This is a genomic window from Marinobacter zhanjiangensis (assembly GCF_014651935.1).
Lineage (GTDB): Bacteria > Pseudomonadota > Gammaproteobacteria > Pseudomonadales > Oleiphilaceae > Marinobacter > Marinobacter zhanjiangensis.
Genome location: NZ_BMXV01000001.1, coordinates 138,565 through 163,532, shown reverse-complemented (window position 1 = coordinate 163,532; position 24,968 = coordinate 138,565). Strand labels below are relative to the sequence as shown.

Here is a 24,968-nt window from a genome sequence, read left to right as displayed (position 1 = left end):
TAAGATGGTCGGCCAATATGTACGAGACTATGCAAAAAAAACTGATCCCCGCACTGTGTATTTCGTTGCTGGCCCTGGCCAGTGTCAATACCACCCAGGCTGCCGTGTCCCAGGCCCAGGCCAATCGCCTGGGTAATAGCCTGACGCCTTTCGGGGCGATCCGGGCCGGGAACCCGGAAGGCACTATTCCCCGCTGGACTGGCGGTGACACCACCATCCCCGACGGTTACCAGGGTAATGGTGATCACCATGTCAATCCTTACCCCGACGACAAGCCGCGCTATGTGGTGACCGCCGACAATATCGAGGAATACCGGGATATGCTGCCGGACGGGGTGGCCGCTTTGATCAACCGGTACCCGGAAACCTTCAAGGTTCGGGTGTTGCCGACACGCCGGACCCACACCGCGCCGGACCATGTCGTCGAGAATACCAAAGACAATGCCACGTCGGCGTCTCTGGTGGATGGTGGTAATGGCATCAAGAATGCCTTCGGCGGACATCCCTTCCCGATCCTCCACGGTACCAGCGAGGAAAAGGCCAAGCAGGCCATCTGGAACCACACCACCCGCTGGCGTGGCCGCTATGTCAAGCGGGAATTTTCCGAAGTGGTGGTTGTCGGCGGCAAATTCCGCCCGGTTACCATGCGCCAGGAGATATTCTTCAACTGGAACATGAAAGGCGGCAGCACGGAAACCCTGGACAATATCGCCAACTACTACCTGTCCACGGTGATCGCGCCGGAGCAGTACGCCGGGGGCGGCATACTGACTCACGACACCCTGGACCAGGTCAAGGAGCCCCGCAAGGCCTGGGGCTTCAGTGCCGGTGAGGTTCGCCGGGCGCCCAGCCTGGGCTACGACGCGCCCATTGCGTCGTCAGGTGGTCTGCGTACCGTGGACGACACCGACATATATAATGGAGCGCCGGACCGTTTCAACTGGGAGTACAAGGGGCTGGAAGAAAAGATCATCCCCTACAACAACTTCGAGCTTACCAGTGACAAGTACACCTACGATGAAGTGCTCGGCGACCAGCACCTGAACCCGGACCTGATGCGCTGGGAACTGCACCGGGTGCATGTGGTGGAGGGGATCCTGCGGGAAGACTCCCGCCACCTGTACCACAAGCGGGTGTTCTATATTGACGAGGACAGCTGGAACATTGCCGTGGCTGATCAGTATGACGACAAGGGTAACCTGTGGCGTGTATCCACCGGCATGCTCAAGAACTTTTACGATCTGCCCGGAGTGATAAATGCGCTTGATGTCTTCCATGACCTGCATAAAGGCCTTTACCACGTCTCCGGTCTGGTGAACGAATCCGGGAGCGCCCGCCTCTACGAGGACGAATTCCCGGGCAAACGATACTTCTCACCGTTTACGCTGCGTCGCCGTCTCTCCGATAACTGAGGCGATTTGTGAAATGTGTCACAGGGAAGTGACACGACATGCCATCCTCCCCGACACTTCCTCCCCCGAAGCGCCAGACAACCACCGCGCACCACCCTTAATCTGTCTACAGGTTTTCGAGCGCTCGCTCATTGAAAGAGCTTTCCCGCCTATCGAAAACCATCCGGCTTTCGGACAACCGTGCCGGTCTACAAAAACAACAGATCAAGGCTGACTGAATAATGAAACTTCAAGATAACAACACATTCTGGCGAATGTCTCTGAGTACTGTGCTGGCGGCAACCCTGTTGGCGGGTTGTGGTGGTTCGAGTTCCGGTGATGACGACGATATCGAATCCGGGGTATCGGGACCCACACGCGCCACCCAGCAAGGTGAGGTCGAAGGCGTAGAGCAGGGCGATATGCTGGCGTTCAAGGGGATTCCCTATGCCAAGCCGCCTGTTGGCGAGCTGCGCTATGCAGCACCGGAGCCAGCGGAAGCCTGGGAGACGCGGCTGAAGGCCACAGAGTTCGGGGGCAGCTGCCTCCAGCCCCAAGCCGAGGACAGTACGTTTGGTGCCGCTGGATCCACCGAAGACTGCCTGTACCTCAACGTGTATCAGCCTGAAGAGGCCAACGGCGACAATGCCGTAATGGTCTGGATCCATGGCGGTGCCTTCGAGACCGGTTCAGGGAACGCCTATGACCCGGCCGGCCTTATTGATGAGGGTGTCGTGGTGGTCACCATCAACTACCGGCTGGGCGTGCTGGGCTTCCTGTCCCATCCGGATCTGGCTGCGGAGGATCCCAATGGTTACTCAGGTAGCTGGGGCCTCCTGGACCAGCAGCTTGCCCTTCAGTGGGTCCACGACAATATCGAGAACTTCGGCGGTAATCCGGACAACGTGACTATTTTTGGTGAGTCTGCTGGTGGCGCAAGTGTCATGTCGCTCGTCGTTTCCCCAACAGCGACTGAGTTGTTCGATAAAGCCATCGTACAGAGCGGCGCTTACACTGGTAGTCAGCCAGACCAAGCTACCGTTGAGGGTGGCGGCGCCACTTTCTACCAAAACCTTGACTCTGCGTGTTCCGATATTGATTGCATCCGTTCGCTTGACGCCTCCGTGATTCAAGCTGCTCAGGCGGATGCCGATCTTGATTTCGTTCCCAGTCGTCGCGGTGACGTCATGCCCGACAGCATCAGCACAGCGCTTGCCAATGACACCTACAACATGGTTCCAGTCATGACCGGCAGTAACCTGGACGAATGGCGCCTGTTCGTGGCGATTGGGGAGCTGACCCGATTTGCAGCGGGACAATCGCCGGAGGAGGCCGTCCTGGGCCGGGATGATTATGCACCGGAAGTCGCCAGCCTGCTGGAAGTTCCGGAAACAACCGCGCAGATGATCATCGATAACCAGTACCCACTGGCTGACTATGACAACACCAGTGTCGCGGTGGGCGCTGTGGGAACAGACGCCGTATTTTCATGCGGAGCCCTGGGGCAGATCGGTCAGATGGTTGGCCATAATACGGTGTACGCCTATGAGTTCACGGATCGGGCTGCTCCGAAGATCATTCCTGAGGGCAACAGTTTTAATCTGGGTGCTGCCCATGCTTTCGAAATCCAGTACATTTTCAATTCCCGTGAAAGTCGCCTGGCGTCGCTGGACGATGGCGGGCGTGGTATGACGGAAACGCAAGCTGACCTGGCCGATGCCATGACGGCCTATTGGGCCAACTTTGCCAAGTCGGAGGACGGCAATCCCAATTCGACTGACGGCACTGGCGTGAGCTGGCCATCGGTCAACTCCACCGGAGAAATGATTGAGCTTGATCCCGACGGAATTGCCACCAAGAGCACTACGCAGTTCGGAGATGAGCATAAATGCGGCTTCTGGGGCAGTTTCGGAAGCGCGACCTGATCCCGACCAGGAAGGCCTGAGATAACCGCACGTAATCAGGGCGACCTTCGGGTCGTCCTACTTCTTTGTAAATCCCCGCCCCCTGATGAATAATGGACCACCATTCCAATAACCTGAACATTCACTCACCACATATCCATCAGGGGAGTTCCATGAAGACAAGAATCACTGAACTGTTTGGCATCGAGCATCCGATCATCCAGGGCGGCATGCACTGGGTGGGCTATGCGGAGCTTGCCGCTGCCGTTTCCAATGCCGGCGGCCTGGGCATTATCACCGCGCTGACCCAGCCTACGCCGGAGGATCTGGCGAAGGAGATCGCACGCTGCAAGGAACTGACCGACAAGCCCTTCGGCGTCAACCTGACGTTCCTGCCTTCCTTTCAGGAGCCCCCCTATCCCGAGTACATCCAGGCCATCATCGACGGCGGCGTAAAGATCGTGGAGACCGCCGGTCGCAGCCCGGAGAAGTACATGCCAGCGCTGCATGAAGCCGGCATCAAGGTGATCCACAAGTGCACGTCCGTGCGCCACGCCCTGAAAGCCCAGAAGATCGGCTGCGATGCGGTGAGCGTCGACGGCTTCGAGTGTGGCGGTCACCCCGGCGAGGACGATATACCCAACTTTATCCTGCTGCCCCGGGCCGCCGAGGAACTGGACATTCCCTTTGTGGCCTCCGGCGGCATGGCCGATGGCCGCAGCCTGGTCGCTGCCATGGCCCTGGGTGCCGACGGCATGAACATGGGTACCCGCTTCCTGGCGACGAAAGACGCCCCGGTTCATGATCGTGTCAAGGAAACCATCGTCGAGTCCGATGAACTACAGACCCGCCTGGTCATGCGGCCACTGCGCAACACCGAACGGGTGCTGAAAAACGCGGCGGTTGACGAGATTCTCCGCATCGAGAACGAGAAGGGTGCCGATACCCAGATTGACGACATCCGCCATCTGGTATCCGGTGCCAAGGGCAAGCTGGTGCTGCACGAGGGCAAGATGGACGAGGCGGCCTGGAGCTGCGGCATGGTGGCCGGACTGATCCACGATGTGCCATCCTGTGAGGAACTGATCAACCGCATCATGAGCGAAGCGGACAGTATCATTCGTGATCGCCTCATGGGCGCTCTGTAAGGAGACAGCACCATGGCAGACGTCAACCTGCTTACCGACGGCGGACAATTCTTTGAAGGACCCCGCTGGCGCGATGGCCGCTGGTGGGTATCGGATTTCTACCGTCAGGCCGTCTATACGGTGACCGTGGACGGGCTGGTGGAAAAGGTGCTCGACGCGCCTCATCAGCCTTCCGGACTGGGCTGGCTGCCGGATGACTCACTGCTGTTTGTCTCGATGGTAGACCGCAAGGTCATGCGGCGGTCGCCGGATGGCGAGGTCAGCGAATACGCGGATCTGTCCGACCATGCCACCGGCCACGTCAATGATCTGGTGGTGGCCAATGATGGCAATGCCTGGGTGGGCAACTTCGGTTTCGACCTGATGGCAGGGGCCGACCTGGCACCGGCGAAACTGATGCGGATTGACCCGGAAGGCAACCTCAGCGTCGCCGCCGAGGACCTTTATTTCCCCAACGGTATGGTCATCACCCCGGATCAGAAAACCCTGGTGGTGGGTGAGACCTTCGGCAACCGCATGACCGCCTTCACCATTGCCGATGACGGTGAGCTCTATGATCGCCGGGACTGGGCCGAGTTTGGCCCCCGGCCGGCAGTGGGCCCCCGGGCCGATATGCTCAAGCAGCTTGCCATAGGCCCCGACGGCTGTAGTCTTGATGCCGAAGGCCAGATCTGGATAGCCGACGCCTTCAACCAGCGTTGTATCCGCGTTGCCGAGGGTGGTGAAATCACCGACGAGATCGGGGCGCCCGACGGTCTGGGTGTCTTTGCCTGCATGCTGGGCGATACCGATGGCCGCACGCTGCTTATGTGCTGTGCCCCGGATTCGTCCGCCAAACGCCGCAAGCAGGCCAACGAGGCCGCGCTGTATACCGCACGGGTGTCGGTCCCCCACGCCGGCAATCCCTGACGATTTTCATCCCCTTCCCGGGCCGACCTGGCCCGGGACACTTTCCGATGCACTTCGGTTACCTTCGGGCTCCCCATTGCACTCTTTAGTCCTGTCTTTCGTATACAGGTGGCAGGGCAGGGGGAACCCCCGACGGGTTTGCCCCTCTAAGCTTCATGAAACACCTCACTGGCAGCCGGCCTGACCGGTGTCACTGACTAACGGGGGCTAATGTGTCAAGACAACGAACAATCCTGATGGCTCTGATCGCTATGGGCGCGCTGATGGCGTGGGCATTTGCAGGAGCTCAGGACAACAGCGAACAGTCGGAGTTTGCCCCGGACGACCCGGACCTGGCGGTGGCCACCTTTGCCGGTGGCTGCTTCTGGTGTGTTGAGGCCGGGTTCGAGAAGATTCCCGGTGTGGTGGAGGCTGTCTCCGGCTATGCTGGCGGTACCGAGCCGTCGCCCACCTACGAACAGGTCGCCTCCGGGCAGACCAGTCACACCGAGGCGGTACAGGTGTACTATGACCCGGATAAAATGACCTACGAAGGGCTGCTGGAAGGCTTCTGGCGGTTTATGGATCCCACTGATGCCGACGGCCAGTTCGTGGACCGTGGCCAGCAGTACCGCCCGGCCATCTTCTACCACAACGAGGAACAGAAACGGGCGGCGGAAGCGTCAAAGCAGGCGCTGGCGGAATCCGGCCGCTATGACGACCCGGTGGTGATTGAAATCACGGAGCTGGATCAGTTTTACGACGCCGAGAAATATCATCAGGACTATTACAAGAAGAACCCGATCCGCTACAAGGTCTACACCTTCAACAGTGGTCGCTTCCAGTTCATCGACGAGTACTGGACGGAAGAAGAGCAGGACCTGGATTTCTCGCAGTTCCGGCCGGGGTCCGATGGCAACAATGCCGGCAACGACGCTGGCTCCTTCAGTCGCATTGTCACGGGCGCGGGCTTTGACGCCGACAGCTTCACAATGCCGGACGAGGATACCCTGCGCAGTCATCTGACGGATCTGCAGTACGAGGTTGCCCGGGAAGACGGCACCGAGCGGGCCTTCGACAACCCTTACTGGGACAACAAGGAGCCGGGCCTGTACGTGGATATTGTCTCCGGTGAGCCGCTGTTCTCCTCCCGCGACCAGTACAAGTCCGGCACTGGCTGGCCCAGTTTTACCCGTCCGGTCAGCCCGGATGCCGTGGTGGAGCGGGAAGACAACAAGTTGTGGATGAGCCGCACCGAAATCCGCAGCCAAAACGCCGACTCGCACCTGGGGCATGTGTTTGACGATGGCCCGGCCCCCACCGGGCTGCGTTACTGCATGAATTCCGCCGCTATGGCATTCATCCCGCTGGACCAGATGGAAGCCGCCGGCTACGGTGAGTACATTGACGAGGTCCGGGAGCCCTGAGCCCCCGGCGCTCTACAGCCAGAGGTCGCGGACGGGCGTATCCGGTCCGAAATGATGCCGGATCTGCGCCTGTAGCAACTCGGCAGTGGCAATGGCATCAATCAGGGCATTATGGCCGGGGTAGTGGGGCAGATGGTATCGCTGCCGGCTGTCCGCCAGCCGGATGGATACCGGCTGGTGTCCGAGTAATCTCTGCCACCGGCTGGGGTTGCGATCCGGGTGCAGGTGCGACTCGATGGCCATGGTGTCGATCAGCGGAAAATCGATGCCTTCCTTGAGGCGCCAGTGCATGGCCACGTTGAAGAAGGGTCGTTCGATGGCGCGGTAGTGCACCACGACAATACGGCCCGCCAGGGCCGGCAGCAGATCCCCCAGAATTTCCCCAAGGTCCGGCGCGTTTTCGATATCCGAGTGGGTGATACCATGGATAGTCACCGATGTCTGATGCAGGGGCAGGGCCGGCCTGACCACCCAGTGCCGGGCCCCCGGCAGACTGATCCGGTCCAGGGTGAAGGGCACCAGGCCGATGCTGACAATGGAGTGCTGGTCCGGATCCAGCCCGGTGGTCTCGAAGTCCACCGCTACCATCGGCACCTCTGACATGGGTGTTTCCGGGGCTACACAGCCGGCCTCGTAGAAGGCCTTCAGCCGTGGGTCTCTGGCTTCGCCGGCAAGCGCCGCCAACCGGCCGGGCCAGTCGCCACGGGCCGGCTGGTCCGGGGTTGGCTGCTGTTCGTTGTTGCTCATGGTGCTCCCGCAAGCTACCTGGGAATAGTGGCGTTGTAGCGATACCGAAGAAACTTCTGGGACTGGCTGACAATCTGGAAAGCTTCTTTCAGGTGACTGCGCTCAAACGGTGACAGATCTTCCGGTCGCACGTTGTTGTCCGGTTCGCGACCCTCTTCCAGGGCCAGCGCCTGGTGGCGGATGCGCACGATGGCAATAAACTCCATGGCGTCCCGCAGGTTGTCCACGCCGTCATCCGGCAACAGCCGGGTCTTGGCGATGTCTGTCAGCCGGCCGAAGGAGTTCTGCCGGCGGGAGCCGCAGGCCAGGGCATGCACCCGGATCAGGTCGGACACCGGTGCCGTGCCACGACGCTTCAGGTTGAAGGTCTTGCGTTCCTGGCCGTTCTCCTCGAGCACAAACTGGCGGAAAAAACCCAGCGGTGGCGTACGGTTCAGGGCATTGCGGGCCAGCATCGCCAGAAAGCGCTGGCTGTTCTGGGCCCGGGTGGCAATCAGCTCCTTGAGGGTTTCGGCAAAGCTCATTTCCCCGTGCACCCCGTCCAGGTCGAAGAAGATGTTGCTGTTCAGCAAGGCCTCTGCCTTGGGGTTGTCGATCCAGTCAATGAAATAGCTCTTCCATACCGACAGTGGCTGTCGCCACTTCTTGTTGGTGGCCATAATGTCACCGGTGCAGTAGGTGTAGCCGCACTCCGCCAGGCCGTCACTGACATATTTCGCTAACGCCAGGAAGTACTCGTCGTGCTGCTCCGGGTCGAAGCTGTCGTCCAGTACCATGGCATTGTCCTGGTCGGTCACAAGAAGCTGCTCGTCCCGGGCCATGGAGCCCAGTGCAAGGAAGCAGTAGGGCACGGGGGGCGGACCCAGTTTCTCCTCGCCCAGTTTCAGCAGTTGCTGGGTAAAGCTGCGCCCGATACCGGCCATGGCGCTGCCGATCATGTGGGAGTTGGCGTCTTCGTTGACCATGCGCACAAAGCTGGCCCGCACGTCCTTGCTGACCGCTTTCAGACCTTTCACGTCCTGCTGCCGGTAGATATTACTGACCACATACAGGCTGTTCTGGGATTCGTACTTGAGGATGTCAGACAGGGCGATCACGCCAACGGGTTTGCCATTGGCCACCACCGGCAGGTGATGCACGTTGTTATGCAGCATCTCAAGCATGGCTTCGAAGATGAAGGCATCCGACCGCATGGTGATCAGTTTCCGGGACATGATGTCGGCAACCGGCGTTTCCGATGGCAGGGCATCGGCTACGGCGCGGGTGCGAAGGTCCCGGTCGGTGATGATGCCCACCAGGTCGCCCACGTTCTCGCCGCTGCCCTCAATCAGGGGCAGTGCGGATACCCGTTGCTCGGTCATGATGCGGGCGGCTTCCTGGAGACGGACAGTGGCCGGAGCCATCACCGGTTTCCGGTTGATCAGCCGCGACACGCGGGAGGTCATCAGCTCATTGCCCTGTTGTGAGCTTCTCACGGCGCTTCGCAACCGGTTGTTATCCTCGATTTCCACGAAGTCGGCGAACACTTCCTGGGTATCGAACAGGCGCTGGAACATCGGGTAGGGGATCAGGTAAACCAGCGTGTCCTCGATGGCGATGGCCGGAAAACGCACCTGACGGCCCATCAGCAGCCCGAACTGACCGAAGATCTCACCTTCGCCCGCCCGGTTATAGAGTTCGCCAGAACGCCGGAAGACCTCCACGGCACCGCTGCGGATGTAGTGCAGGTCTGTATTCTTCTGGCCCAGCTCCAGGATTTGTGCGCCGGCCCGGAAGTAGGCAATCTCGATACTGCCTGCCACCTCATCCAGCATCGACTCAGGCAGCTCGGAAAAGGGGGAGTGTTGCTGAAGGTGATTCCGGATGTCGATCAGTTCCGCTTGCATGGTCGAACCTGTAATCCTGTTATGTTCTACGCAATATAGCAGGCAAACCGGTGGTGCCGCGAATGCAGCGCGTCCGGTCAGGGTGGGCCGGGCAGCGACCGGGTGGTGGTCCGCTGGCGGCTTGGGTGGAAAATCCCGGGATGTGCGGCGGTCCGTGTCAGGACGGTGCCCCGGTTACGTAGACTGTGTCTTTGACAGGCATGGGAAGTCGGGCAATCAATCGCGATGGTTGTGACTTGGTGGTTACGGGAGGTATGGAATGAACAGGATGCCCACCCATGGTGGCCGGTTGATCGAAGCCGCCCGACGCTGGGGCGTTCCCCTGGATCACTGGCTGGACCTGTCGACGGGCATCAACCGGCGGGGCTGGACGGTGCCGCCATTGCCTGCCCGGGTGTGGCGACAGTTGCCGCAGGAGGACGATGGCCTTGACCTGGTGTTGCGGGAGACCAGACGGGCACCTGGCAGTGCCGGCTGTCTGCCGGTGCCTGGCAGTCAGGCGGCCATCCAGGCCCTGCCCCTGTTGCGGTCGCCCTGCCGGGTAGGTGTGCCCGGGCCCGGATTCTCGGAACATGCGCGCTGCTGGGCCCTGGCCGGCCACCAGGTGGTGATGGTGTCGCCGGAGCAGGTTCGCCGGGGGGATGACTGGCTGCGCTCACTGGATGTGCTGGTGTGGGCCAACCCGAACAACCCCACCGGCGAGACGGTGGGCCGTGAACGGCTGCTGGACTGGCACTCGGAGCTGGTGGGCCGTGACGGCTGGCTGGTGGTGGATGAAGCGTTTGCTGCCGGTTATCAGGGCCTGAGCCTGGTGCCCATGTCATCCGCGCCGGGGCTGGTGGTGTTGCAGTCGCTGGGTCCGTTCTTCGGGCTCGCCGGGGTGCGGGCCGGGGCGGTGTTCGCCGAGCCAGCCATTACCGACGCCCTGGCCGCCCGGCTGGGGCCCTGGTCGCTCAGTTCCCCGGCCCGATACATCATGGCGCGGGCACTGAAGGACACGATCTGGCAGCAACAGGCCCTGGAGCAGCTGCGGTCCGACAGTGATCGTCTGGATCGCTTGTTGCAGGGCATGGGCCTGCCGGCCACCACCGGTACCCTGTTGTATCGCTATCTGGCCCATCCCGATGCCGCGCTGATGGCGGACTTCCTTGCCGGCCGCGGCATCCTGGTGCGGTATTTCGACGATCCGCCCGCATTGCGCATCGGCCTGCCCGGCGACAGTTTCGAGTGGGAGCGCCTGAAACGGACCCTGCAGCACCTGATGAATGTCGTTGACCAGGGCAGGGCGGGTTGCTAGCCTGTCGCCCTGTTTTTCAGGTGTCCTGCTGTCATCGTGGCACGGGATGAAACGGGAAGTCGGTGCGCCCTGAGGCAATCCCGACGCTGCCCCCGCAACGGTAATTGAGATGAGTGGCCAGACCAGCCACCGGGTTAACCAATACAGCCACTGCGCCTACGGCGTGGGAAGGCGGTTAACCGGAACCTGACCAGGGTTCGCTCATAAGCCCGGAGACCGGCCTGTAAACACACCCGGAGTTGCGGAGGGCTGCTCGGGTAGGCGACTCCCGGTATTATCCTGCCCTCCGTCCTGCCTGCCCCACTGACCACTCCGCAATGTATGTCTTGTAACCCCGTGCGGGTGCGCGCGGTTTGTGGAGTAGTCCGATGGTCAGGTTTACCGTTATTGTGGCAGGTGTCTCCCTGCTCTCCCCTTCCCTGAATGCTGTTGCCCAGCAATCTTCCGAAACAGAAGCCCTTGATCCGATCGTGGTAACGGCCACGCTGGGTCCGAAAACAGTTGGCGAGAGCCTTTCTTCTGTCACGGTAATTGACGAGGCGGATATTCAGCGCCAGCAACCGACTGAATTCCGCGACTTGCTCCGGGGCCAACCGGGGGTGAACCTGGCTTCGGAGGGGGGCTATGGCAAGACCACCAGTCTGTTTCTGCGCGGCGCTGGTAGCTCCGGTACCGTAATGCTGCTCGACGGCATCCGGTTGCGCTCTGGAACGGCCGGCATTCCCCCCTGGCAGTTTCTGCCTGCCGATCTGATGGGGCGTGTTGAGCTGGTGCGTGGCGCCAAGAGTTCGCTTTATGGTGCTGATGCCGTTGGCGGCGTGGTCCAGGCATTTACGCTGGAGCCCGACGCCGACCGCCAGGGCTGGGCTGAGGTTACCGGCGGCTCCCATGAAACCCGTGAAACCAATGTGGGTGTTGCAGGCCGGGTCGGGCAAACATCGTATCTGGCCAGTGGCCTGTATTCCGATACCGATGGTACGAACTTGCGCTCTGGTGGTGAGGACAAGGGCTTCCGTAACGCAGGCGGACTCGCCAAACTGAGTCATCGCTTTGAACAAGGGGGCGGGGCAGGGCTGACTGTTTTCCAGTCCGAGGGAAATACTGAATTTGAAGGTGGCGATACCGATTTCACGATCAGGGCGGTCGGGTTGTATCTTGAAGCCGTTGCCAGTGACTACTGGCGCACGCGAATCCAGTTCTCCGAGTCCAGGGATGAGCAGGAAACCTTCGGTAGCTACCCCAGTACCTATAATAGCCTGTCCCGTTCTGCTCGCTGGGACAACACTCTGACCGCCGGCAGCCATGAATTGGTGCTGGGCTCCGAGGTCATGGTGGACGAAGTGGATGGTAGTGATGACTTTACCGAAACCAGCCGCACCAATACCGCAGTCTTTGGCCAGGGGCGCCTGAACTTCGGCCCCACTGAGCTGATGCTGAGCCTGCGTCTGGATGATAACGAGGCCTTCGGTAAAGAGGAGACCGGCGGCATTGCCTTCGGCCATCAGTTTGACCGGGCGCACCGTGTGCGGGTGAGCTATGCAACGTCTTTCAGGGCGCCTACCTTCAATGACCTGTATCTGACCACACCTTTTTATACCGGTAACCCGGACCTGAGTGCGGAGCAGGGCCAGATGGTGGAGCTCGGTTTCTCCGGCCGCTATGCCAGCTGGTTCTGGGATGTGGCCGTGTATCAGAATGATGTGGACGACCTGATCACCTACGTGTCTGACCCGGTCACCTGGCAGGGCACCATGGAAAACATAGAAACAGCCAGAATTCGTGGTGTGGAGTTGTCATCCGGATATGAAACCGGAAGCTGGGACCTTGTCGCCGCGCTGACCTACGCTGACTCGGAAAACCGTGATACCGGAGCCCGTCTGCCGCGCCGCGCCACCAAAAACCTGAGACTGGACGCTGACCGGCAATTTGGTGAGTGGTCTGTGGGTGCCAGTCTCATCGCTGAGAGTGATCGCTATAACGATCCAGAGAACACCAGCCTGTTGCCCGGTTATGGCACGGTGGATCTGCGCGCTGCGTGGAACTTCATGCCGGGCTGGTCCGCAAGCTTCAAGGTAGATAACGTACTGGACCGCCGCTATACCACGAGCCAGGGGAGTGACAGCGTTACTTTCGAACCGTTCGATTATCTGGCACCGGGGCGCACCTATATGGCGTCGTTACGTTATGATTTCAGCCGGTAAATCTATAACTCAGGCGGTTGTGGACCTCTTATGAGTAAAAACGGGCTGACCACTATGGTCTTTCTGCTCTTTTTGCTGTCACCGGCCTCGGTGGTGGCGCAACCGGGTTGTGTCCATGACGCCCTCGGGCGGGAGGTTTGCCTGGATAAGCCCGCCGGGCGCATTGTTTCCCTCTCCCCCGGTGCCACCGAGCTGATCTTCTCGGCCGGTGCCGGAGATGCCCTGGTAGGCGCTAGTGCCTGGAGCGACTACCCGCCGGAAGCCAGGGAGCTGCCCAGGGTGGGGAACAGCGACCGGGTGGATCTGGAGGCGATCCTCGCCCTGGAGCCGGATCTGGTCGTTGGCTGGACGGATGGCAACTCCAGGGCGCAGCTGGACCGGCTGCCAGAGCTGGGTGTACCCGTGTTCTGGCTGGCACCGCGAACCTTTGAGGACATTGCCGCGGCAGTAAAAACCCTGGGTCTGCTGACCGGTCACCCCGAGCTGGCAGAGCGGCAGGCCCGGGACTTTCTGGCCGGCATCGAGGCCTTACAGTCACGGCACGGGGCATCCGAACCCGTGCGAGTGTTCTACCAGGTATGGGACCAGCCACTGATGACCGTCAACGGCGAAGAGCTGATCAGCAAGGCCATTCAGGTGTGCGGCGGCACCAACGTGTTTACGGACCTGCCGCGGCTGGTGCCCCGCCTGTCGGTGGAAACGCTGCTGGCCGCGAACCCGGAAGTGATCGTGACCGCCGGCAGGGGGGAGGCTGACCAGAGCTGGCTGGAACGCTGGCGGGACTACCCGACGCTTGCCGCCGTGGCCAGCGACAATCTCTTCCTTGTCTCGCCGGATCTGCTTCAGCGGGCCACCTTCCGTATGCTGGACGGCACCCGGGAACTGTGCGACCTGTTGGAGCAGGCCCGTGCCCGCCTCTGAGGCCTTTCGTCCGCTGGTGCTGCTGGCCCTGCTGGGGCTGGCCACCATGGTGCTGTCCGTCAGCGTGGGCAGTGCCGGGTTATCCCTTGCCGACACCCTGGCGGCACTGACCGGCAGCGGCAGCGAATTGAACCGCACGCTGGTGCTGGAGCTGCGCCTGCCAAGAACACTGGCTGCTTTTGCCACCGGCGGCCTGCTGGCGGTGGCCGGCGCCCTGATGCAGGTGCTCTTGCGCAACCCGCTGGCAGACCCCTATGTGCTGGGGCTTTCCGGTGGCGCGGCGGTGGGGGCCCTGTTGAGTATGTTGGCGGGGCTGGCCGGGGTAATTGTTACGGCGTCGGCCTTTGGCGGCGCGCTGCTGTCGACCCTGATGGTATTCGGACTGGCCCATGGCACCGGCAGCTGGACGCCGTCCCGCCTGTTGCTCACCGGGGTGGTCGTTGCCGCCGGCTGGGGTGCGGTCATCACCCTGATGCTGGCGATTGCCCCGACCCGGGACCTGCCCGGCATGCTTTACTGGCTGATGGGCGATGTGGCCTATGCCGGTACGCCCTGGCCGGCGTTTGTGCTTTTGCTACTGGCCTGTCTGTTGGTGCTGCCCGCCGGACGCAGTCTGAACGTGCTGGCTCGTGGCCCCCTGCAGGCGGCTGCCCTGGGGGTGAATGTGCGCCCCATGGAATGGGGTATCTATATCGGCGCCAGCCTGTTGACCGCCACCGCCGTCACCACAGCCGGCAGCATCGGTTTTGTCGGCCTTGTGGTGCCCCATATGCTGCGCCTGCTGCTGGGTAACGACCAGCGGGTTATTCTTCCTGCTTGCGCCCTGGGTGGCGGTGCCCTGCTGGTGCTGGCAGACACCCTGGCCCGGGTGGTGATTGCCCCGGAACAGCTGCCGGTGGGCGTGATCACCGCGTTGCTGGGTGTGCCTACGTTTCTCTACCTGCTGTACCGGAGCCGCTGATGGAAGCGCTGCAGACCCGCCAACTGGTGATCGACATTCCTGGCAGGGCGAATGGTTCGCCACTGGATCTGACGGTTGAAGCCGGCCAGACGTGGGGCGTTCTGGGCCCCAACGGCGCGGGCAAAACCACGCTGTTGCATACCCTGGCGGGACTACGCCCCCCACGGCAGGGAGAGGTGCGGCTGGGTGAGCGCTCACTGTCGGCGTTGCGGCGGCGCATCGTCGCTCAACGGCTGGGGCTGGTGTTCCAGGACCGCCAGGACGGTTTCCCGGCTACGGTGCTGGAAACCGCCCTGATCGGTCGCCACCCCTGGCTGTCTCCCTGGCAGATGGAGGGCGGCGACGACCTGGCCCTGGCAGAGCAGGCCCTGGAAGCGCTGGATGTAGCGCACCTGTCGGACCGGTTGGTGAACACCCTGTCCGGGGGTGAGCGCCAACGGGTGGCCATTGCCACCATACTGACCCAGAACCCGGATATCTGGCTGCTGGATGAGCCCACTAACCACCTGGATCTGCATCATCAGGTGGCGGTGCTGCGGCTACTGGAGGATCAGGCGAAATCCGGCAAGGTAGTCTTCATGTGCCTGCACGATCTGAACCTGGCCGCCCGCTGGTGTGATCACCTGTTATTGCTGTTCCCCAATGGCGAGGCCTGCTGGGGGCCAGCGGAGCAGATGCTGATGCCATCGGTGCTGGAGCGATTGTATAACCAGAAACTGATTACGGTGGAGGCTGATGGGGCGCCGGTGTTTGTGCCTGTCAGGAGCTGAACTTTGGTGGAAGGACTGAAGCCGGGTGAGATCTTCCGGGACACGCTGTGGATACAGTATCTGGCGACTCGCGGATGTGAAGCACCCCATGCGGCATGGAGTTCAGCAAACGCGTTCGTATCGCAGCCCGATTTTCTTCAACCCATTGTTCTGCCACGCGTTTAGAGGGCTCTTCTTTCAGAGCTCGTTCTAGGGTAGCAGACAAGTTAATGTTCAGGTCACGGGTCTTACGCAACAGATCGCTATTGATTGAGAGGTTCGCCGCTTTTTTGGGTGCTGCTGAGTTGTAGAGTTCGGCCATTGGAGCCTCCAAGTGGCTGTTGTCGGACGCACCTACGCTGGCGCTCGGGCGCGCCGCCAACCCACGGCGTTAGCCCGGATTGCCACTCCTGAGTAGTGATACTATAGTGACACTATTAGTCTGATTCAGGGTGAGCCCATGAAAGTTGAGCTTGTTACAAACCTTAAGCGCCAAGCCACAAAAATCTTGGCAGACCTGCATCTGTCCAAAGAGCCGGTACTGATCACGGAACATGGCCAGCCATCGGCCTATCTTGTTGATGTGCAGGATTACGAGTTCATGCAGCGTCGGCTTGAGCTGCTTGAGGGGCTCTCACGAGGAGAGCGAGCTGTACTTGAGGGAAGAACGTACAGTCAAAGTAAGGCCAGGGAGAAAATGAGTAAATGGCTGAAGTAATCTGGACGGAGCCCGCCCTTCAAGAACTGGATGCCGTCGCTGAGTACATTGCTCTGGATAAACCTGGTGCCGCAAGTCATCTGGTCCAGGAAGTTTTCGATAAAACCGACCGCCTGGAAGATTTCCCCCAATCCGGGCGGATTCCTACAGAGCTCCCTGATTCGGTATACAGGGAGGTAGTGGTTCCACCGTGTCGCATTTTCTATCGTGAGGATGAGCAGCGGGTTCTCGTCCTCTATGTTATGCGAGAGGAGCGGCAGCTTCGTGCCTACATGCTTGGGAACAGCTAATCAGGCGCGCCACTATTCTAAGGGTATGGCACGAGCTGGAAGGTGAACGATAGCCCTTTAACCAGCCGCTGTTGCCGGATTTTTTTTCCGCCGCTGCGCGGCTTCAAAACTGCCGAAAAGCTTCGTTAGCACCTCAGGCCCGACGATTTTCGTTCACGTCATTCGCAAGCCAGGCCTTGATCAAAGACTGATAGGGCATATCCCGCTTGTTAGCCTCGATCTTGATCCGGTCGAGGACAATGCGGCCTGTATGGCACTCGTATACGCCACAACCTGGGTCGCCCTCCATCGAGGAATTTTTTGCTATCGTGAATACTGACAAAAATGGCTGTTTTTTCGGGTAACAAATAGCCAAACCATGCACCGGATGCCACGATTCCGGCTTCCCGTCTGGAAAACGCTTTCTTCAGAGGTCGGCTTTGCCCCGTTTCAGGGTCGCCTCCGTGCCCGGCGTCGATGAACAAAGACGTACCAGGTTACACAAGGAGATAATGTGATTGACTTTATAGCACCCGTAGCGGCCTGGTGCGCCGCTTTGATTGAAACCATCGGAATCGGCGTTATTACACTGTTTGCACTTTATGTGTTGTATGACGCTATAGCCCGGATTCTCAAAAAGGAAGAGAGCGAATCCATTTTTCAGGAGCTTCGTCAATCACTTGGTCGTGGCATTTTGCTTGGGCTTGAGTTTCTGATTGCATCGGACATTATTTACACGGTGGCCGTCGAGTTGACCTTTGAAACAGTAGGGGTTCTGGCCATCGTTGTGCTTATCCGTACCTTCCTCAGCCTGACGTTGGAAGTGGAAATGTCCGGTAAATGGCCCTGGCAGGGTCAGCCGTAGTTGGTTGTCAGCCCCGCCGGCCAGCCCGAGTGTTTTCCTGGTCTACTCTTGTACTCTGGTGGCGGCCGCACCGGTAGTGTCTCGCATCAGGAATGTGTGTTATAACGATATAACAATATCAAAGGTTAGCCAGATCTGGAGCCAGTACAATGATGGTTTTTCGTTGGTGCCTGCTTTTCCTCTGGGTGATGGCGGGGTCTGCGCTTGCAGAGCTCCAGATCAACGAGGTGGAGCGTGGTGTTTTCAGGGAGGTTCTGCAACTCGATGGCCTGATCGAGGCGGTGCAGCAAAGCACGGTCTCCGCGCAGACCAGCGGCACGGTGATGGAATTACCGTTCGATGTGGATGACTCCGTACCTGCCGGGGCATTGCTCGTGCGTCTGGAAGACAGCGAACAGCAGTCGCGGCTGAACCAGGCGGAGGCCGGCCTGGAAGAAGCACAGTCCGGCCTGTCAGATGCACGCCAGCGGTTTAACCGGATTGAAGCGTTACAGGGTGAGGGGCTGGTGTCGCAGCAGGAGTATGACCAGGCTCGCAATAACCTGGCAGCAGTGAGGGCCCGGGTGAGGAGTGCCGAGGCGGCAGTGGCAGTGGCCAGTGAGCAGCTCAGCTACACCCGCGTTGTTGCACCTTATGATGGCATCCTCACCGAACGGCATGTGGACATCGGCGAAGCCGTCAGACCCGGCCAGCCGTTATTGAGCGGCCTGTCCCTCGAACAATTGCGGGTGGTGGTGGACCTGCCGCAGCAGTATGCCGACATCGCGAGGAGCCAGCGCCGGGCGCTGGTAACCTTGGGCGCTGGACGCCAACTGGAAACCGGCGAGATGACATTTTACCCCTACGCTGATCCCCGGACACATACCTTTCGCCTCCGCATGAGTCTGACCGAGCCCAATGGCAGCCTGTTCCCCGGCATGTTGGTGAAGGTCAGCGTTCCGGTCGGCAGTCGCGAGAGTCTCTGGGTGCCGGCCAGTAGCCTGATACATCGCAGTGAACTCAGGGCCGTGTATATCCTGGGCAGTAACGACCAGCCTCGCCTTCGCCAGGTAAGCACGGGCGTCCTCGATGGCGACCGGCTGGAAATTCTGGCGGGCGTCAGTGAGGGCGAGCGGGTGGTGACCAATCCGTCTGAACTGGTGGGCAGCGAGCGCCTGACTCTGCCTGACGCCGCCGAGCCTGGCGGGGAGGAAAGCCGGTGAGCGACGAAAAGCCGCGCGTTGGACCTTCCGGTGCCATTGCCCGGGTTTTCCAGGATAGCAAACTGACACCGTTGCTGGCGGTGCTGGCGGTGGTGCTGGGTATCCTGGCGGTGATCATTACCCCGAAAGAAGAAGAGCCGCAGATTGACGTTACCATGGCCGACATCATTGTGGGCTTCCCCGGTGCCAGTGCCCGGGAGGTGGAAAGCGCCATCGCCACTCCCGCCGAACAGGTGATGAGCGAAATTCAGGAGATCGAGCACGTTTACTCGGTATCGCGTCAGGGCCAGGCAGTCATTACGGTTCAGTTTGAAGTCGGTGTGCCCAGACAGGAGGCGCTCGTCCGCCTTTACAACAAGGTCTACTCCAACCAGGACTGGTTACCTGCCAATCTGGGTGCGACCCAGCCCCTGATAAAGCCCAGGGGTATTGACGATGTGCCGGTGATGACCCTGACACTTTACGATCCGGTAAATGGTCACACCGGTGAGGAGCTGACTCGCCTCGCCCACACGCTGGAGGTGGCTCTCAAGCAGGTGCCTGGTACCCGGGATATCTACACCGTGGGCGGAATACCGGACCGTGTTGATATTGTCTTTGATCCGGCCCTGCTGGCCGGTTTTCAACTGACGGTCAGCGACATCCAGAATGCCCTTCAGGCGGCTAACGCCAGTAGTCAGGAATCCCGGGTGACCCGCAATAATCTGTCGATACCGGTGCAGGTGGGCACGTTGCTGGAAACCGTGGGAGACGTGCGCAGCCTGGTGGTCGGCATGCACGACGGTGCTGCCGTGCGCCTGGACGATGTGGCATGGGTCCGTCGGGGTGGCACCGTCGCGGATCAGAGCGTGATGACGGGCTTCGGCCCGGGCGCGCAAACCGGGTCCTCCCATGAGCCTGGTCAGGTTTACCCTGCGGTCACGCTGGCCATCGCCAAGAAACCCGGCGAGAACGCCATCGATATCACCACCGCCATCGAGAAACGCATGCAACGGCTGCGCAACCGATCTCTGCCAGCGGGTGTGGAAGTGCTGGTTACCCGTAATTATGGTGAGACGGCCTCGCAGAAAGCCCGCACACTGATATCGGACCTGATTTCCGCCACTCTGGCAGTGATGATTCTGGTCCTGGCCGCCATGGGCTGGCGGCAGGCGTTGATCGTCGGGATTGCGGTGATGATCACCCTGTTGCTGACCCTGGTGTTCTCCTGGGCCTGGGGCTTTACCCTTAACCGGGTGTCCCTGTTCGCGCTGATTTTTTCCATCGGCATTCTGGTGGATGACGGTATCGTTATCACCGAAAACGTCAATCGTCGCATCCAGAGTTCCCGCCGAGCGGTGAAGGAAATAATCCCGGTGGCGGTGGACGAGGTGGGCACGCCGACCATCATGGCCAGTCTGACCATCATGGCGGCACTGCTTCCCATGGCCTTTGTCAGTGGCCTGATGGGCCCCTATATGAGCCCGATTCCGATCAACGCCTCTGCTGGCATGGTAATTTCCCAGATCGTCGCTTTTGTGGTGGCGCCCTGGCTGGCGTTCCGTCTACTGCGGCACAAGAAAGGGCAAGCGGCTGAAGAGGCGGGCGAGGCTTCCAATTCGGCCGACGGGGTCAACCCCAAGTCCCTTCGGGTGTTCCGGATCCTGCTATCGCCATTTCTCGGCGACCATGCCTGGCGGCGTCGATTGCTGGCATTGGTGGTGGTGTTGCTAACGGTTGCCGCAGTTTCGTTGCCGGTGTTCCAGGCCGTGATCCTGAAAATGCTGCCGTTCGACAACAAGTCCGAACTGCAGATTGTGGTAGATATGCCCGAGCGCACGCCCATGGTACAGACCCAACGTGTGCTGCTGGAGATGGGCCACTACCTGGAGACCGTCGACGAGGTGGTAAGCTGGCAGACCTATGCCGGTACCGCATCTCCGATCAACTTTAATGGCCTGGTGCGGCAGTATTATCTGCGCAGCGGGCCTTATCAGGGCGATATCCAGGTCAACCTCGTTGGTGACGAAAATCGGGTGCGGCAATCTCACGCCATCGCCCAGTCCCTGCGCGGACCGCTGACGGACATTGGTGATCGGTACAATGCTGAAGTGAAGGTGGTCGAAGTGCCCCCCGGACCCCCGGTTTTCGCGCCGGTAGTGGCGGAAATCTACGCCGTGGATAACGAGCACCGTGCCGAGCTGGCCATCCGGGTGGCCGAGAAAATGACCAGAGTGGAAGGTCTGGTGGAGATCGATACCACCCTCGAAGCGCCTACCCGGCAGTGGGAGGTAATCGTGGACCGGTCCCGGGCTGCCCGCCTGGGTGTTTCCGAGGCCCAGGTGGTGATAGCCCTGCAAACAGCCCTGGGCGGTCGGAATATCAGCTTCCTGCACGATGAACACGCCAAGTATCCGGTGCCGATCCGAATCATCCTTGGAGAGGGGGACAAGGCCCGGCCTTCTGCTCTGTTGTCCGTGAACGTGCGCGGCCGTAGCGGCCAGCTGGTGCCGTTGGCCAGTATTGCCGAGGTTCGGGAAGCGGACTGGATGGGTGCGATCTATCACAAGGATCTGCTGCCAGTCACCTACGTGACCGCGTCAATGGCCGGTGAGATCGATTCACCCCTGTATGGCATGTTCGATATGGTGGAGATGCTGAAGCAGGACCCGGGCGCGCCGGAGCAGTATTTCATCAGCCAGCCAGTGTTGCCGGGGGAAGGCGCTCTGAAATGGGATGGTGAGTGGCAAATCACCTACAAGACCTTCCGGGATATGGGTGCTGCCTATAGCGTGGGGATCTTCATGATCTTTGTGTTGCTGGTCGCTCAGTTCCGCTCCTATATCCTGCCGCTGGTGATCATGGCGCCCATACCGCTGACGCTGATCGGCATCATGCCCGGCCACGCCTTGCTGGGGCGGGAATTCACCGCCACCAGCATGATCGGGATGATTGCCCTTGCGGGCATCATTGTCCGCAACTCCATTCTGCTGGTGGTGTTTATCCGGCAACTGGTAGACGAGGGCGTGGAACTGGGCGAGGCGGTGGTGCTGGCGGGAGCGGTCCGGATCAAACCCATCGCCCTCACGGCCATCTCGGCCATGGTAGGGGCTTACTTCATCCTGGATGATCCCATTTTCAACGGACTGGCCATTTCGCTGATGTTCGGGCTGGCGCTGTCGACACTGTTGACGGTGGTGGTCGTGCCCCTGCTGTACTACACCTTCGCCCGCTGTGGCTGGCTGGGGCCGGTCGGTGACCAGGAGAAGGCCTGAGGTTTGCGCGGCTCACAACAGGGAGATTGAACGTGCAGAAACGCGTTGTTCGCCGCGCTTCAGGGGATACCCGGGTGCTGCTATGGTGGTGACAACTTCCCGCTCAGGAGAGAGCTCCGTGCACCAGCCATGGCGCCCCGCGAATCACGTGGCCTGGCTCTGTCAGGCGCCACAGCTGCTTGACAGCCCGCAGACCTTTGCCCTGGCGGATTATCTGCCGGAGGACTGGCGCTCGCGGCTGGCAGGCTGGGAGGCAAAGCCGGATACCCGCCCTGCATCCCTGACTGAGCCCGCCAATCCCCGCCTGGGCTATTACTTCGAACGACTCTACGAATGCGTGGTGACACAACTGATGGGCTGGACCCTGCTGGCGAAGAACCTGCAGGTGCGGGATGCCGCCGGGCGAACCCTGGGTGAGCTGGACTTCGTGTTGCGTAACCCCCGTACCGGTGCCGTTGAACACCACGAAATTGCGGTGAAGTTCTACCTTGGCTATGGCGGGAAAGGGTGCAACACGCTGTGGTATGGCCCCAACAGCCATGACCGGCTGGATGTGAAGGCCCACCGGTTGCTCGACCATCAGAGCCGTCAGGGTGAACGGCCGGAAACCCGGGCACTGCTGGCGGAGCTGGGCATCGACGGGCCCGTGGTGCCACGGGTGTTCATGCCCGGCTATCTGTTCTACCCTGCTGCTCAGAAGGTCGACCTGCCGGATTTCGTGCCCCGGGACCACTTGCGTGGGCATTGGCTCTATCACCAGGACACCTTGTCCGTGGATACCCGTCACTGGGTCCCCTTGCACAAGCCCCACTGGATGGGCCCCTGGTCACAGGCGGAGCGGCCGGATGAGGCCGTGTCCGCCGAGGCCCTGGCCAGCGTGGAGGAACAGTACCGGCCGCGGCTCTTCGCCGCCCTGGCGCAGGCCCCCGGCAGCGGCCTCTGGCAGGAGACGGCGCGCACCTTTGTGGTGCCATCTCGCTGGCCAGATAGAATGCGGGATCAGAGTTGATCGCCCCTAAGCTCGCGAACCTGTTGTTCCAGCGTGGCCATCGACGCCTGCTCTGGTGGCACGGGGTCGCCGGCCCGCAGGTGGACTTTCGACCAGAACCGCTTCGGTAAGTGCCGGAAGGCCGGCCCGCCGCGGTTGCTGAAGAAGCTGCCCCACAGTCCCTGCAACGCCATGGGTACGACCGGTACCGGCCGGCGTTGCAGAATCATATCGACTCCCGATTTGAACGTATTGATGTCGCCATCCCGGGTCAGTTTGCCCTCTGGAAAAATACACACCACGTTGCCCGCCGCCAGCTCATCGTCGATGCGATCAAAAGCCGCCTCGTAGATGTCGGGCACCTTCGATTTCGGTCCGATGGGAATGGTCTTCGCCAGCCGGAAGAAGCTGCCGATCAAGGGGATGGAAAAAATCTGGTAGTCCATCACGAAGCGCACCGGGCGGCGGACGGCGCCGGCGATCACCAAGGCATCCACGTAGGACACATGGTTGCACACCAGCAGCGCCGGGCCTTCTTCCGGTATACGTTCCAGATCATAATGCCGCACCCGGTAGATGGTGTGAGACAAGACCCAGATCACGAAGCGCAGGGCGAACTCCGGCACCTGCTGGTACACGAAGGCAGACACCACCAGATTCATGACGGCCAGTACCAGGAAGAACTCGGGAATGCTCAGCCCGAACAGGCCGAGCATCAATATGCCCAGCAGTGCGCTGGCCACCATGAACAGGGAGTTGAATACGTTGAGAGCGGCAATCACCCGGGCGCGCTTGTCCGGCACGGTTTCCCGCTGCACAAAGGCGTACAGGGGCACGATAAACAGCCCGCCGAAAATGCCGATGGCCAGCAGGTCGATGGCCACCTGGCGGTAGTAGGCGTCGGTAAGAATCATCCACCAGTCCGAGGGTATCGGCTGCTCGGGCATGTTCAGGTACAGGTCGACACCGAACAGGCTCAGGCCCAGGGAGCCGATGGGCACAATGCCCAGCTCGATGCGGTGTCCGGACAGACGCTCGCAGGCGATCGAGCCGGCGGCCACACCAATGATGAAAATGGCCAGCAACAGGGTAACTACGGTCTCGTCGCCCAGCAGAGCAGACTTGGCAAAATTCGGGAACTGGGTCAGGTAGGCCGTGCCCAGAAACCAGAACCAGGAAATCGCCAGAATGCCGAGGAAAACCCGGTGGTTCTCCCGGGCAATGGCCATCAGCTTCCAGGTTTCCCGCAGCGGATGCAGGGACACTTTCAGATCCGGGGCCGCGGCGGGTGCCCTCGGGATCAGCAGGGCGGAGACCAGCCCGGCGAGGGCTAGCAGGGCGACAGCCATCGCCACCAGTTGCTGTCCCTGGGGCCATTTCATCATCACTCCAGCCACCAGGGTGCCGAGCAGGATGGCGATGAAGGTGCCCGTCTCCACCAGGCCATTACCGCCCACCAGTTCCTGGTCCTTCACCACCTGGGGCAGGATGGCGTATTTGACCGGCCCGAAGAAGGCGGACTGGATGCCGGTCAGGAACAGCAGCAGAAGCAGAACCTCATACCAGCTGTACCACAGGGCCAGTGCTGCCAGCGCCATGATCACTACCTCCGCCAGCTTGATCCAGCGAATCACTGAGGACTTCTCGTAGCGGTCTGCCACCTGCCCGGCAATACCGGAAAACAGGAAAAACGGGAGGATGAACAGCATGGCCGCCAGGTTGGTGACCACATTCAGTGGCATGCCCAGTAGGCCGGCGGCGCTGTAGGTCACGATCAGCAGCAGGGCGTTCTTGAACAGGTTGTCATTGAAGGCGCCGGCGAACTGGGTCAGAAAAAAGGGCAGGAACCGTCGCTCGGACAGCAGGCGAAACTGGCTCTTGTCTTCCATGGGCACTGATCTCCTTGTTCGGGAAACGTCATTGTAGTCGAACCGTACTGTGTGATCTGGCAACAGTTGCCGGCATGAATAGCACAGCGGCACATGCGGCGTTATGCGCCATAATGGTGCGAAATAGCAGCCTCCCCGGCCCGTCAATCAAATGGAGTGCGAACAATCCCGGCCTAGTGGCTGAAAAGCCGGTGGAAAAACGGTTACCGGCACAGAATCTGCACTCACAGGGAGTAAGGACACACCATGCAACCGAGGCCCAT

22 protein-coding genes and 1 riboswitch are annotated in these 24,968 nt (G+C 60.7%); of the genes, 17 read left to right on the top strand and 5 right to left on the bottom strand.

Annotation, left to right across the window (positions count from 1 at the left end; all coding sequences use genetic code 11):
• Positions 1 to 29 precede the first annotated feature (29 nt).
• The 5 genes from IE079_RS00735 to msrA all read left to right on the top strand — a co-directional run bounded on the left by IE079_RS00735 (position 30) and on the right by msrA (position 6,758).
• Entirely contained in the window at positions 30 to 1,412 is a 1,383-nt protein-coding gene (locus IE079_RS00735) for a DUF1329 domain-containing protein (protein WP_189571375.1), read from the top strand.
• Positions 1,413 to 1,681: 269 nt separating this feature from the next.
• Entirely contained in the window at positions 1,682 to 3,316 is a 1,635-nt protein-coding gene (locus IE079_RS00730; protein WP_189571373.1) for a carboxylesterase/lipase family protein, read from the top strand.
• 152 nt (positions 3,317 to 3,468) lie between these two features.
• Entirely contained in the window at positions 3,469 to 4,443 is a 975-nt protein-coding gene (locus tag IE079_RS00725; RefSeq protein ID WP_189571369.1) for an NAD(P)H-dependent flavin oxidoreductase, read from the top strand.
• Between the two features lie 12 nt (positions 4,444 to 4,455).
• On the top strand, positions 4,456 to 5,352 hold the full coding sequence (locus IE079_RS00720; protein WP_189571366.1) for an SMP-30/gluconolactonase/LRE family protein: 897 nt from the start codon (positions 4,456 to 4,458) through the stop codon (positions 5,350 to 5,352).
• Between the two features lie 251 nt (positions 5,353 to 5,603).
• Complete coding sequence (gene msrA, locus IE079_RS00715; RefSeq protein ID WP_265013624.1) at positions 5,604 to 6,758, top strand: peptide-methionine (S)-S-oxide reductase MsrA; 1,155 nt, start codon at positions 5,604 to 5,606, stop codon at positions 6,756 to 6,758.
• Between the two features lie 12 nt (positions 6,759 to 6,770).
• On the opposite strand, the gene IE079_RS00710 is transcribed toward msrA, so the two are convergent.
• Together IE079_RS00710 and IE079_RS00705 are read right to left on the bottom strand one after the other, a co-directional pair.
• Positions 6,771 to 7,505, bottom strand: coding sequence for a 3'-5' exonuclease (locus IE079_RS00710; RefSeq protein WP_189571359.1), 735 nt, complete (start codon positions 7,503 to 7,505; stop codon positions 6,771 to 6,773).
• A gap of 14 nt (positions 7,506 to 7,519) precedes the next feature.
• The gene (locus tag IE079_RS00705; protein WP_189571356.1) at positions 7,520 to 9,391 is read right to left on the bottom strand and encodes a putative nucleotidyltransferase substrate binding domain-containing protein; all 1,872 of its coding nucleotides are present in this window, start codon (positions 9,389 to 9,391) and stop codon (positions 7,520 to 7,522) included.
• A 259-nt stretch (positions 9,392 to 9,650) separates the two neighbouring features.
• Here IE079_RS00705 and cobD point away from each other — a divergent pair, with 259 nt between their 5' ends.
• The 5 genes from cobD to IE079_RS00680 all read left to right on the top strand — a co-directional run bounded on the left by cobD (position 9,651) and on the right by IE079_RS00680 (position 15,541).
• Positions 9,651 to 10,688, top strand: a complete 1,038-nt coding sequence (gene cobD, locus IE079_RS00700; RefSeq protein ID WP_189571352.1) for a threonine-phosphate decarboxylase CobD — start codon at positions 9,651 to 9,653, stop codon at positions 10,686 to 10,688.
• A 2-nt stretch (positions 10,689 to 10,690) separates the two neighbouring features.
• A riboswitch (cobalamin riboswitch) is annotated at positions 10,691 to 10,927 on the top strand.
• A 129-nt stretch (positions 10,928 to 11,056) separates the two neighbouring features.
• On the top strand, positions 11,057 to 12,889 hold the full coding sequence (locus IE079_RS00695; RefSeq protein ID WP_189571350.1) for a TonB-dependent receptor plug domain-containing protein: 1,833 nt from the start codon (positions 11,057 to 11,059) through the stop codon (positions 12,887 to 12,889).
• A 30-nt stretch (positions 12,890 to 12,919) separates the two neighbouring features.
• Positions 12,920 to 13,810, top strand: coding sequence for a cobalamin-binding protein (locus IE079_RS00690; RefSeq protein WP_227712227.1), 891 nt, complete (start codon positions 12,920 to 12,922; stop codon positions 13,808 to 13,810).
• Positions 13,811 to 13,856: 46 nt separating this feature from the next.
• Positions 13,857 to 14,771: a FecCD family ABC transporter permease gene (locus IE079_RS00685; RefSeq protein ID WP_189572843.1), complete on the top strand. Its 915-nt coding sequence runs from the start codon at positions 13,857 to 13,859 to the stop codon at positions 14,769 to 14,771.
• Complete coding sequence (locus IE079_RS00680; protein WP_189571347.1) at positions 14,771 to 15,541, top strand: ABC transporter ATP-binding protein; 771 nt, start codon at positions 14,771 to 14,773, stop codon at positions 15,539 to 15,541. Before IE079_RS00685 ends, IE079_RS00680 begins: the two co-directional genes overlap by 1 nt.
• On the opposite strand, the gene IE079_RS00675 is transcribed toward IE079_RS00680, so the two are convergent.
• Positions 15,531 to 15,842, bottom strand: coding sequence for a type II toxin-antitoxin system CcdA family antitoxin (locus IE079_RS00675; RefSeq protein ID WP_189571344.1), 312 nt, complete (start codon positions 15,840 to 15,842; stop codon positions 15,531 to 15,533). The genes IE079_RS00680 and IE079_RS00675 overlap by 11 nt on opposite strands.
• Positions 15,843 to 15,980: 138 nt before the next feature.
• On the opposite strand from IE079_RS00675, the gene IE079_RS00670 reads away from it, so the two are divergent.
• A complete protein-coding gene (locus tag IE079_RS00670; protein WP_189571341.1) occupies positions 15,981 to 16,238 on the top strand; it encodes a type II toxin-antitoxin system Phd/YefM family antitoxin in 258 nt (85 codons plus the stop codon).
• The gene (locus IE079_RS00665; protein WP_189571339.1) at positions 16,226 to 16,528 is read left to right on the top strand and encodes a type II toxin-antitoxin system RelE/ParE family toxin; all 303 of its coding nucleotides are present in this window, start codon (positions 16,226 to 16,228) and stop codon (positions 16,526 to 16,528) included. The genes IE079_RS00670 and IE079_RS00665 overlap by 13 nt, the downstream gene beginning before the upstream one ends.
• Positions 16,529 to 16,661: 133 nt before the next feature.
• On the opposite strand, the gene IE079_RS19065 is transcribed toward IE079_RS00665, so the two are convergent.
• Positions 16,662 to 16,817 carry a CopG family antitoxin gene (locus tag IE079_RS19065; RefSeq protein ID WP_373296159.1) on the bottom strand — a complete coding sequence of 52 codons (156 nt, stop codon included), beginning with the start codon at positions 16,815 to 16,817 and terminating at the stop codon, positions 16,662 to 16,664.
• Between IE079_RS19065 and IE079_RS19060 the strand changes: the two genes are divergently transcribed.
• The 5 genes from IE079_RS19060 (at position 16,768) to IE079_RS00640 (ending at position 22,837) form a co-directional block, all read left to right on the top strand.
• Positions 16,768 to 16,872: a DUF3024 domain-containing protein gene (locus tag IE079_RS19060; RefSeq protein WP_227712225.1), complete on the top strand. Its 105-nt coding sequence runs from the start codon at positions 16,768 to 16,770 to the stop codon at positions 16,870 to 16,872. The genes IE079_RS19065 and IE079_RS19060 overlap by 50 nt on opposite strands.
• 149 nt (positions 16,873 to 17,021) lie before the next feature.
• Positions 17,022 to 17,372: a DUF1622 domain-containing protein gene (locus tag IE079_RS00655; protein WP_189571336.1), complete on the top strand. Its 351-nt coding sequence runs from the start codon at positions 17,022 to 17,024 to the stop codon at positions 17,370 to 17,372.
• A 149-nt stretch (positions 17,373 to 17,521) separates the two neighbouring features.
• Positions 17,522 to 18,574 carry an efflux RND transporter periplasmic adaptor subunit gene (locus IE079_RS00650; protein WP_189571333.1) on the top strand — a complete coding sequence of 351 codons (1,053 nt, stop codon included), beginning with the start codon at positions 17,522 to 17,524 and terminating at the stop codon, positions 18,572 to 18,574.
• Entirely contained in the window at positions 18,571 to 21,828 is a 3,258-nt protein-coding gene (locus IE079_RS00645; protein WP_189571329.1) for an efflux RND transporter permease subunit, read from the top strand. Before IE079_RS00650 ends, IE079_RS00645 begins: the two co-directional genes overlap by 4 nt.
• A 118-nt stretch (positions 21,829 to 21,946) precedes the next feature.
• Complete coding sequence (locus IE079_RS00640; protein WP_227712224.1) at positions 21,947 to 22,837, top strand: DUF1853 family protein; 891 nt, start codon at positions 21,947 to 21,949, stop codon at positions 22,835 to 22,837.
• Here IE079_RS00640 and IE079_RS00635 read toward each other — a convergent pair.
• A complete protein-coding gene (locus IE079_RS00635) occupies positions 22,828 to 24,705 on the bottom strand; it encodes an MFS transporter (RefSeq protein ID WP_189571322.1) in 1,878 nt (625 codons plus the stop codon). The genes IE079_RS00640 and IE079_RS00635 overlap by 10 nt on opposite strands.
• Between the last annotated feature and the right edge of the window lie 263 nt (positions 24,706 to 24,968).

Bases quoted from the DNA above. Each gene is read 5' to 3' on its own strand.
- IE079_RS00690 (WP_227712227.1), top strand. From the start codon at position 12,920: ATGAGTAAAAACGGGCTGACCACTATGGTCTTTCTGCTCTTTTTGCTG.
- IE079_RS00695 (WP_189571350.1), top strand. From the start codon at position 11,057: ATGGTCAGGTTTACCGTTATTGTGGCAGGTGTCTCCCTGCTCTCCCCT.
- IE079_RS19065 (WP_373296159.1), bottom strand. From the start codon at position 16,817: ATGGAGGGCGACCCAGGTTGTGGCGTATACGAGTGCCATACAGGCCGC.
- msrA (WP_265013624.1), top strand. From the start codon at position 5,604: ATGGGCGCGCTGATGGCGTGGGCATTTGCAGGAGCTCAGGACAACAGC.
- IE079_RS00735 (WP_189571375.1), top strand. From the start codon at position 30: ATGCAAAAAAAACTGATCCCCGCACTGTGTATTTCGTTGCTGGCCCTG.
- IE079_RS00635 (WP_189571322.1), bottom strand. From the start codon at position 24,705: ATGGAAGACAAGAGCCAGTTTCGCCTGCTGTCCGAGCGACGGTTCCTG.
- IE079_RS00710 (WP_189571359.1), bottom strand. From the start codon at position 7,505: ATGAGCAACAACGAACAGCAGCCAACCCCGGACCAGCCGGCCCGTGGC.
- IE079_RS00705 (WP_189571356.1), bottom strand. From the start codon at position 9,391: ATGCAAGCGGAACTGATCGACATCCGGAATCACCTTCAGCAACACTCC.
- IE079_RS00670 (WP_189571341.1), top strand. From the start codon at position 15,981: ATGAAAGTTGAGCTTGTTACAAACCTTAAGCGCCAAGCCACAAAAATC.
- cobD (WP_189571352.1), top strand. From the start codon at position 9,651: ATGAACAGGATGCCCACCCATGGTGGCCGGTTGATCGAAGCCGCCCGA.
- IE079_RS19060 (WP_227712225.1), top strand. From the start codon at position 16,768: ATGCGGCCTGTATGGCACTCGTATACGCCACAACCTGGGTCGCCCTCC.
- IE079_RS00680 (WP_189571347.1), top strand. From the start codon at position 14,771: ATGGAAGCGCTGCAGACCCGCCAACTGGTGATCGACATTCCTGGCAGG.
- IE079_RS00675 (WP_189571344.1), bottom strand. From the start codon at position 15,842: ATGGCCGAACTCTACAACTCAGCAGCACCCAAAAAAGCGGCGAACCTC.
- IE079_RS00725 (WP_189571369.1), top strand. From the start codon at position 3,469: ATGAAGACAAGAATCACTGAACTGTTTGGCATCGAGCATCCGATCATC.
- IE079_RS00720 (WP_189571366.1), top strand. From the start codon at position 4,456: ATGGCAGACGTCAACCTGCTTACCGACGGCGGACAATTCTTTGAAGGA.
- IE079_RS00650 (WP_189571333.1), top strand. From the start codon at position 17,522: ATGATGGTTTTTCGTTGGTGCCTGCTTTTCCTCTGGGTGATGGCGGGG.
- IE079_RS00665 (WP_189571339.1), top strand. From the start codon at position 16,226: ATGGCTGAAGTAATCTGGACGGAGCCCGCCCTTCAAGAACTGGATGCC.
- IE079_RS00685 (WP_189572843.1), top strand. From the start codon at position 13,857: ATGGTGCTGTCCGTCAGCGTGGGCAGTGCCGGGTTATCCCTTGCCGAC.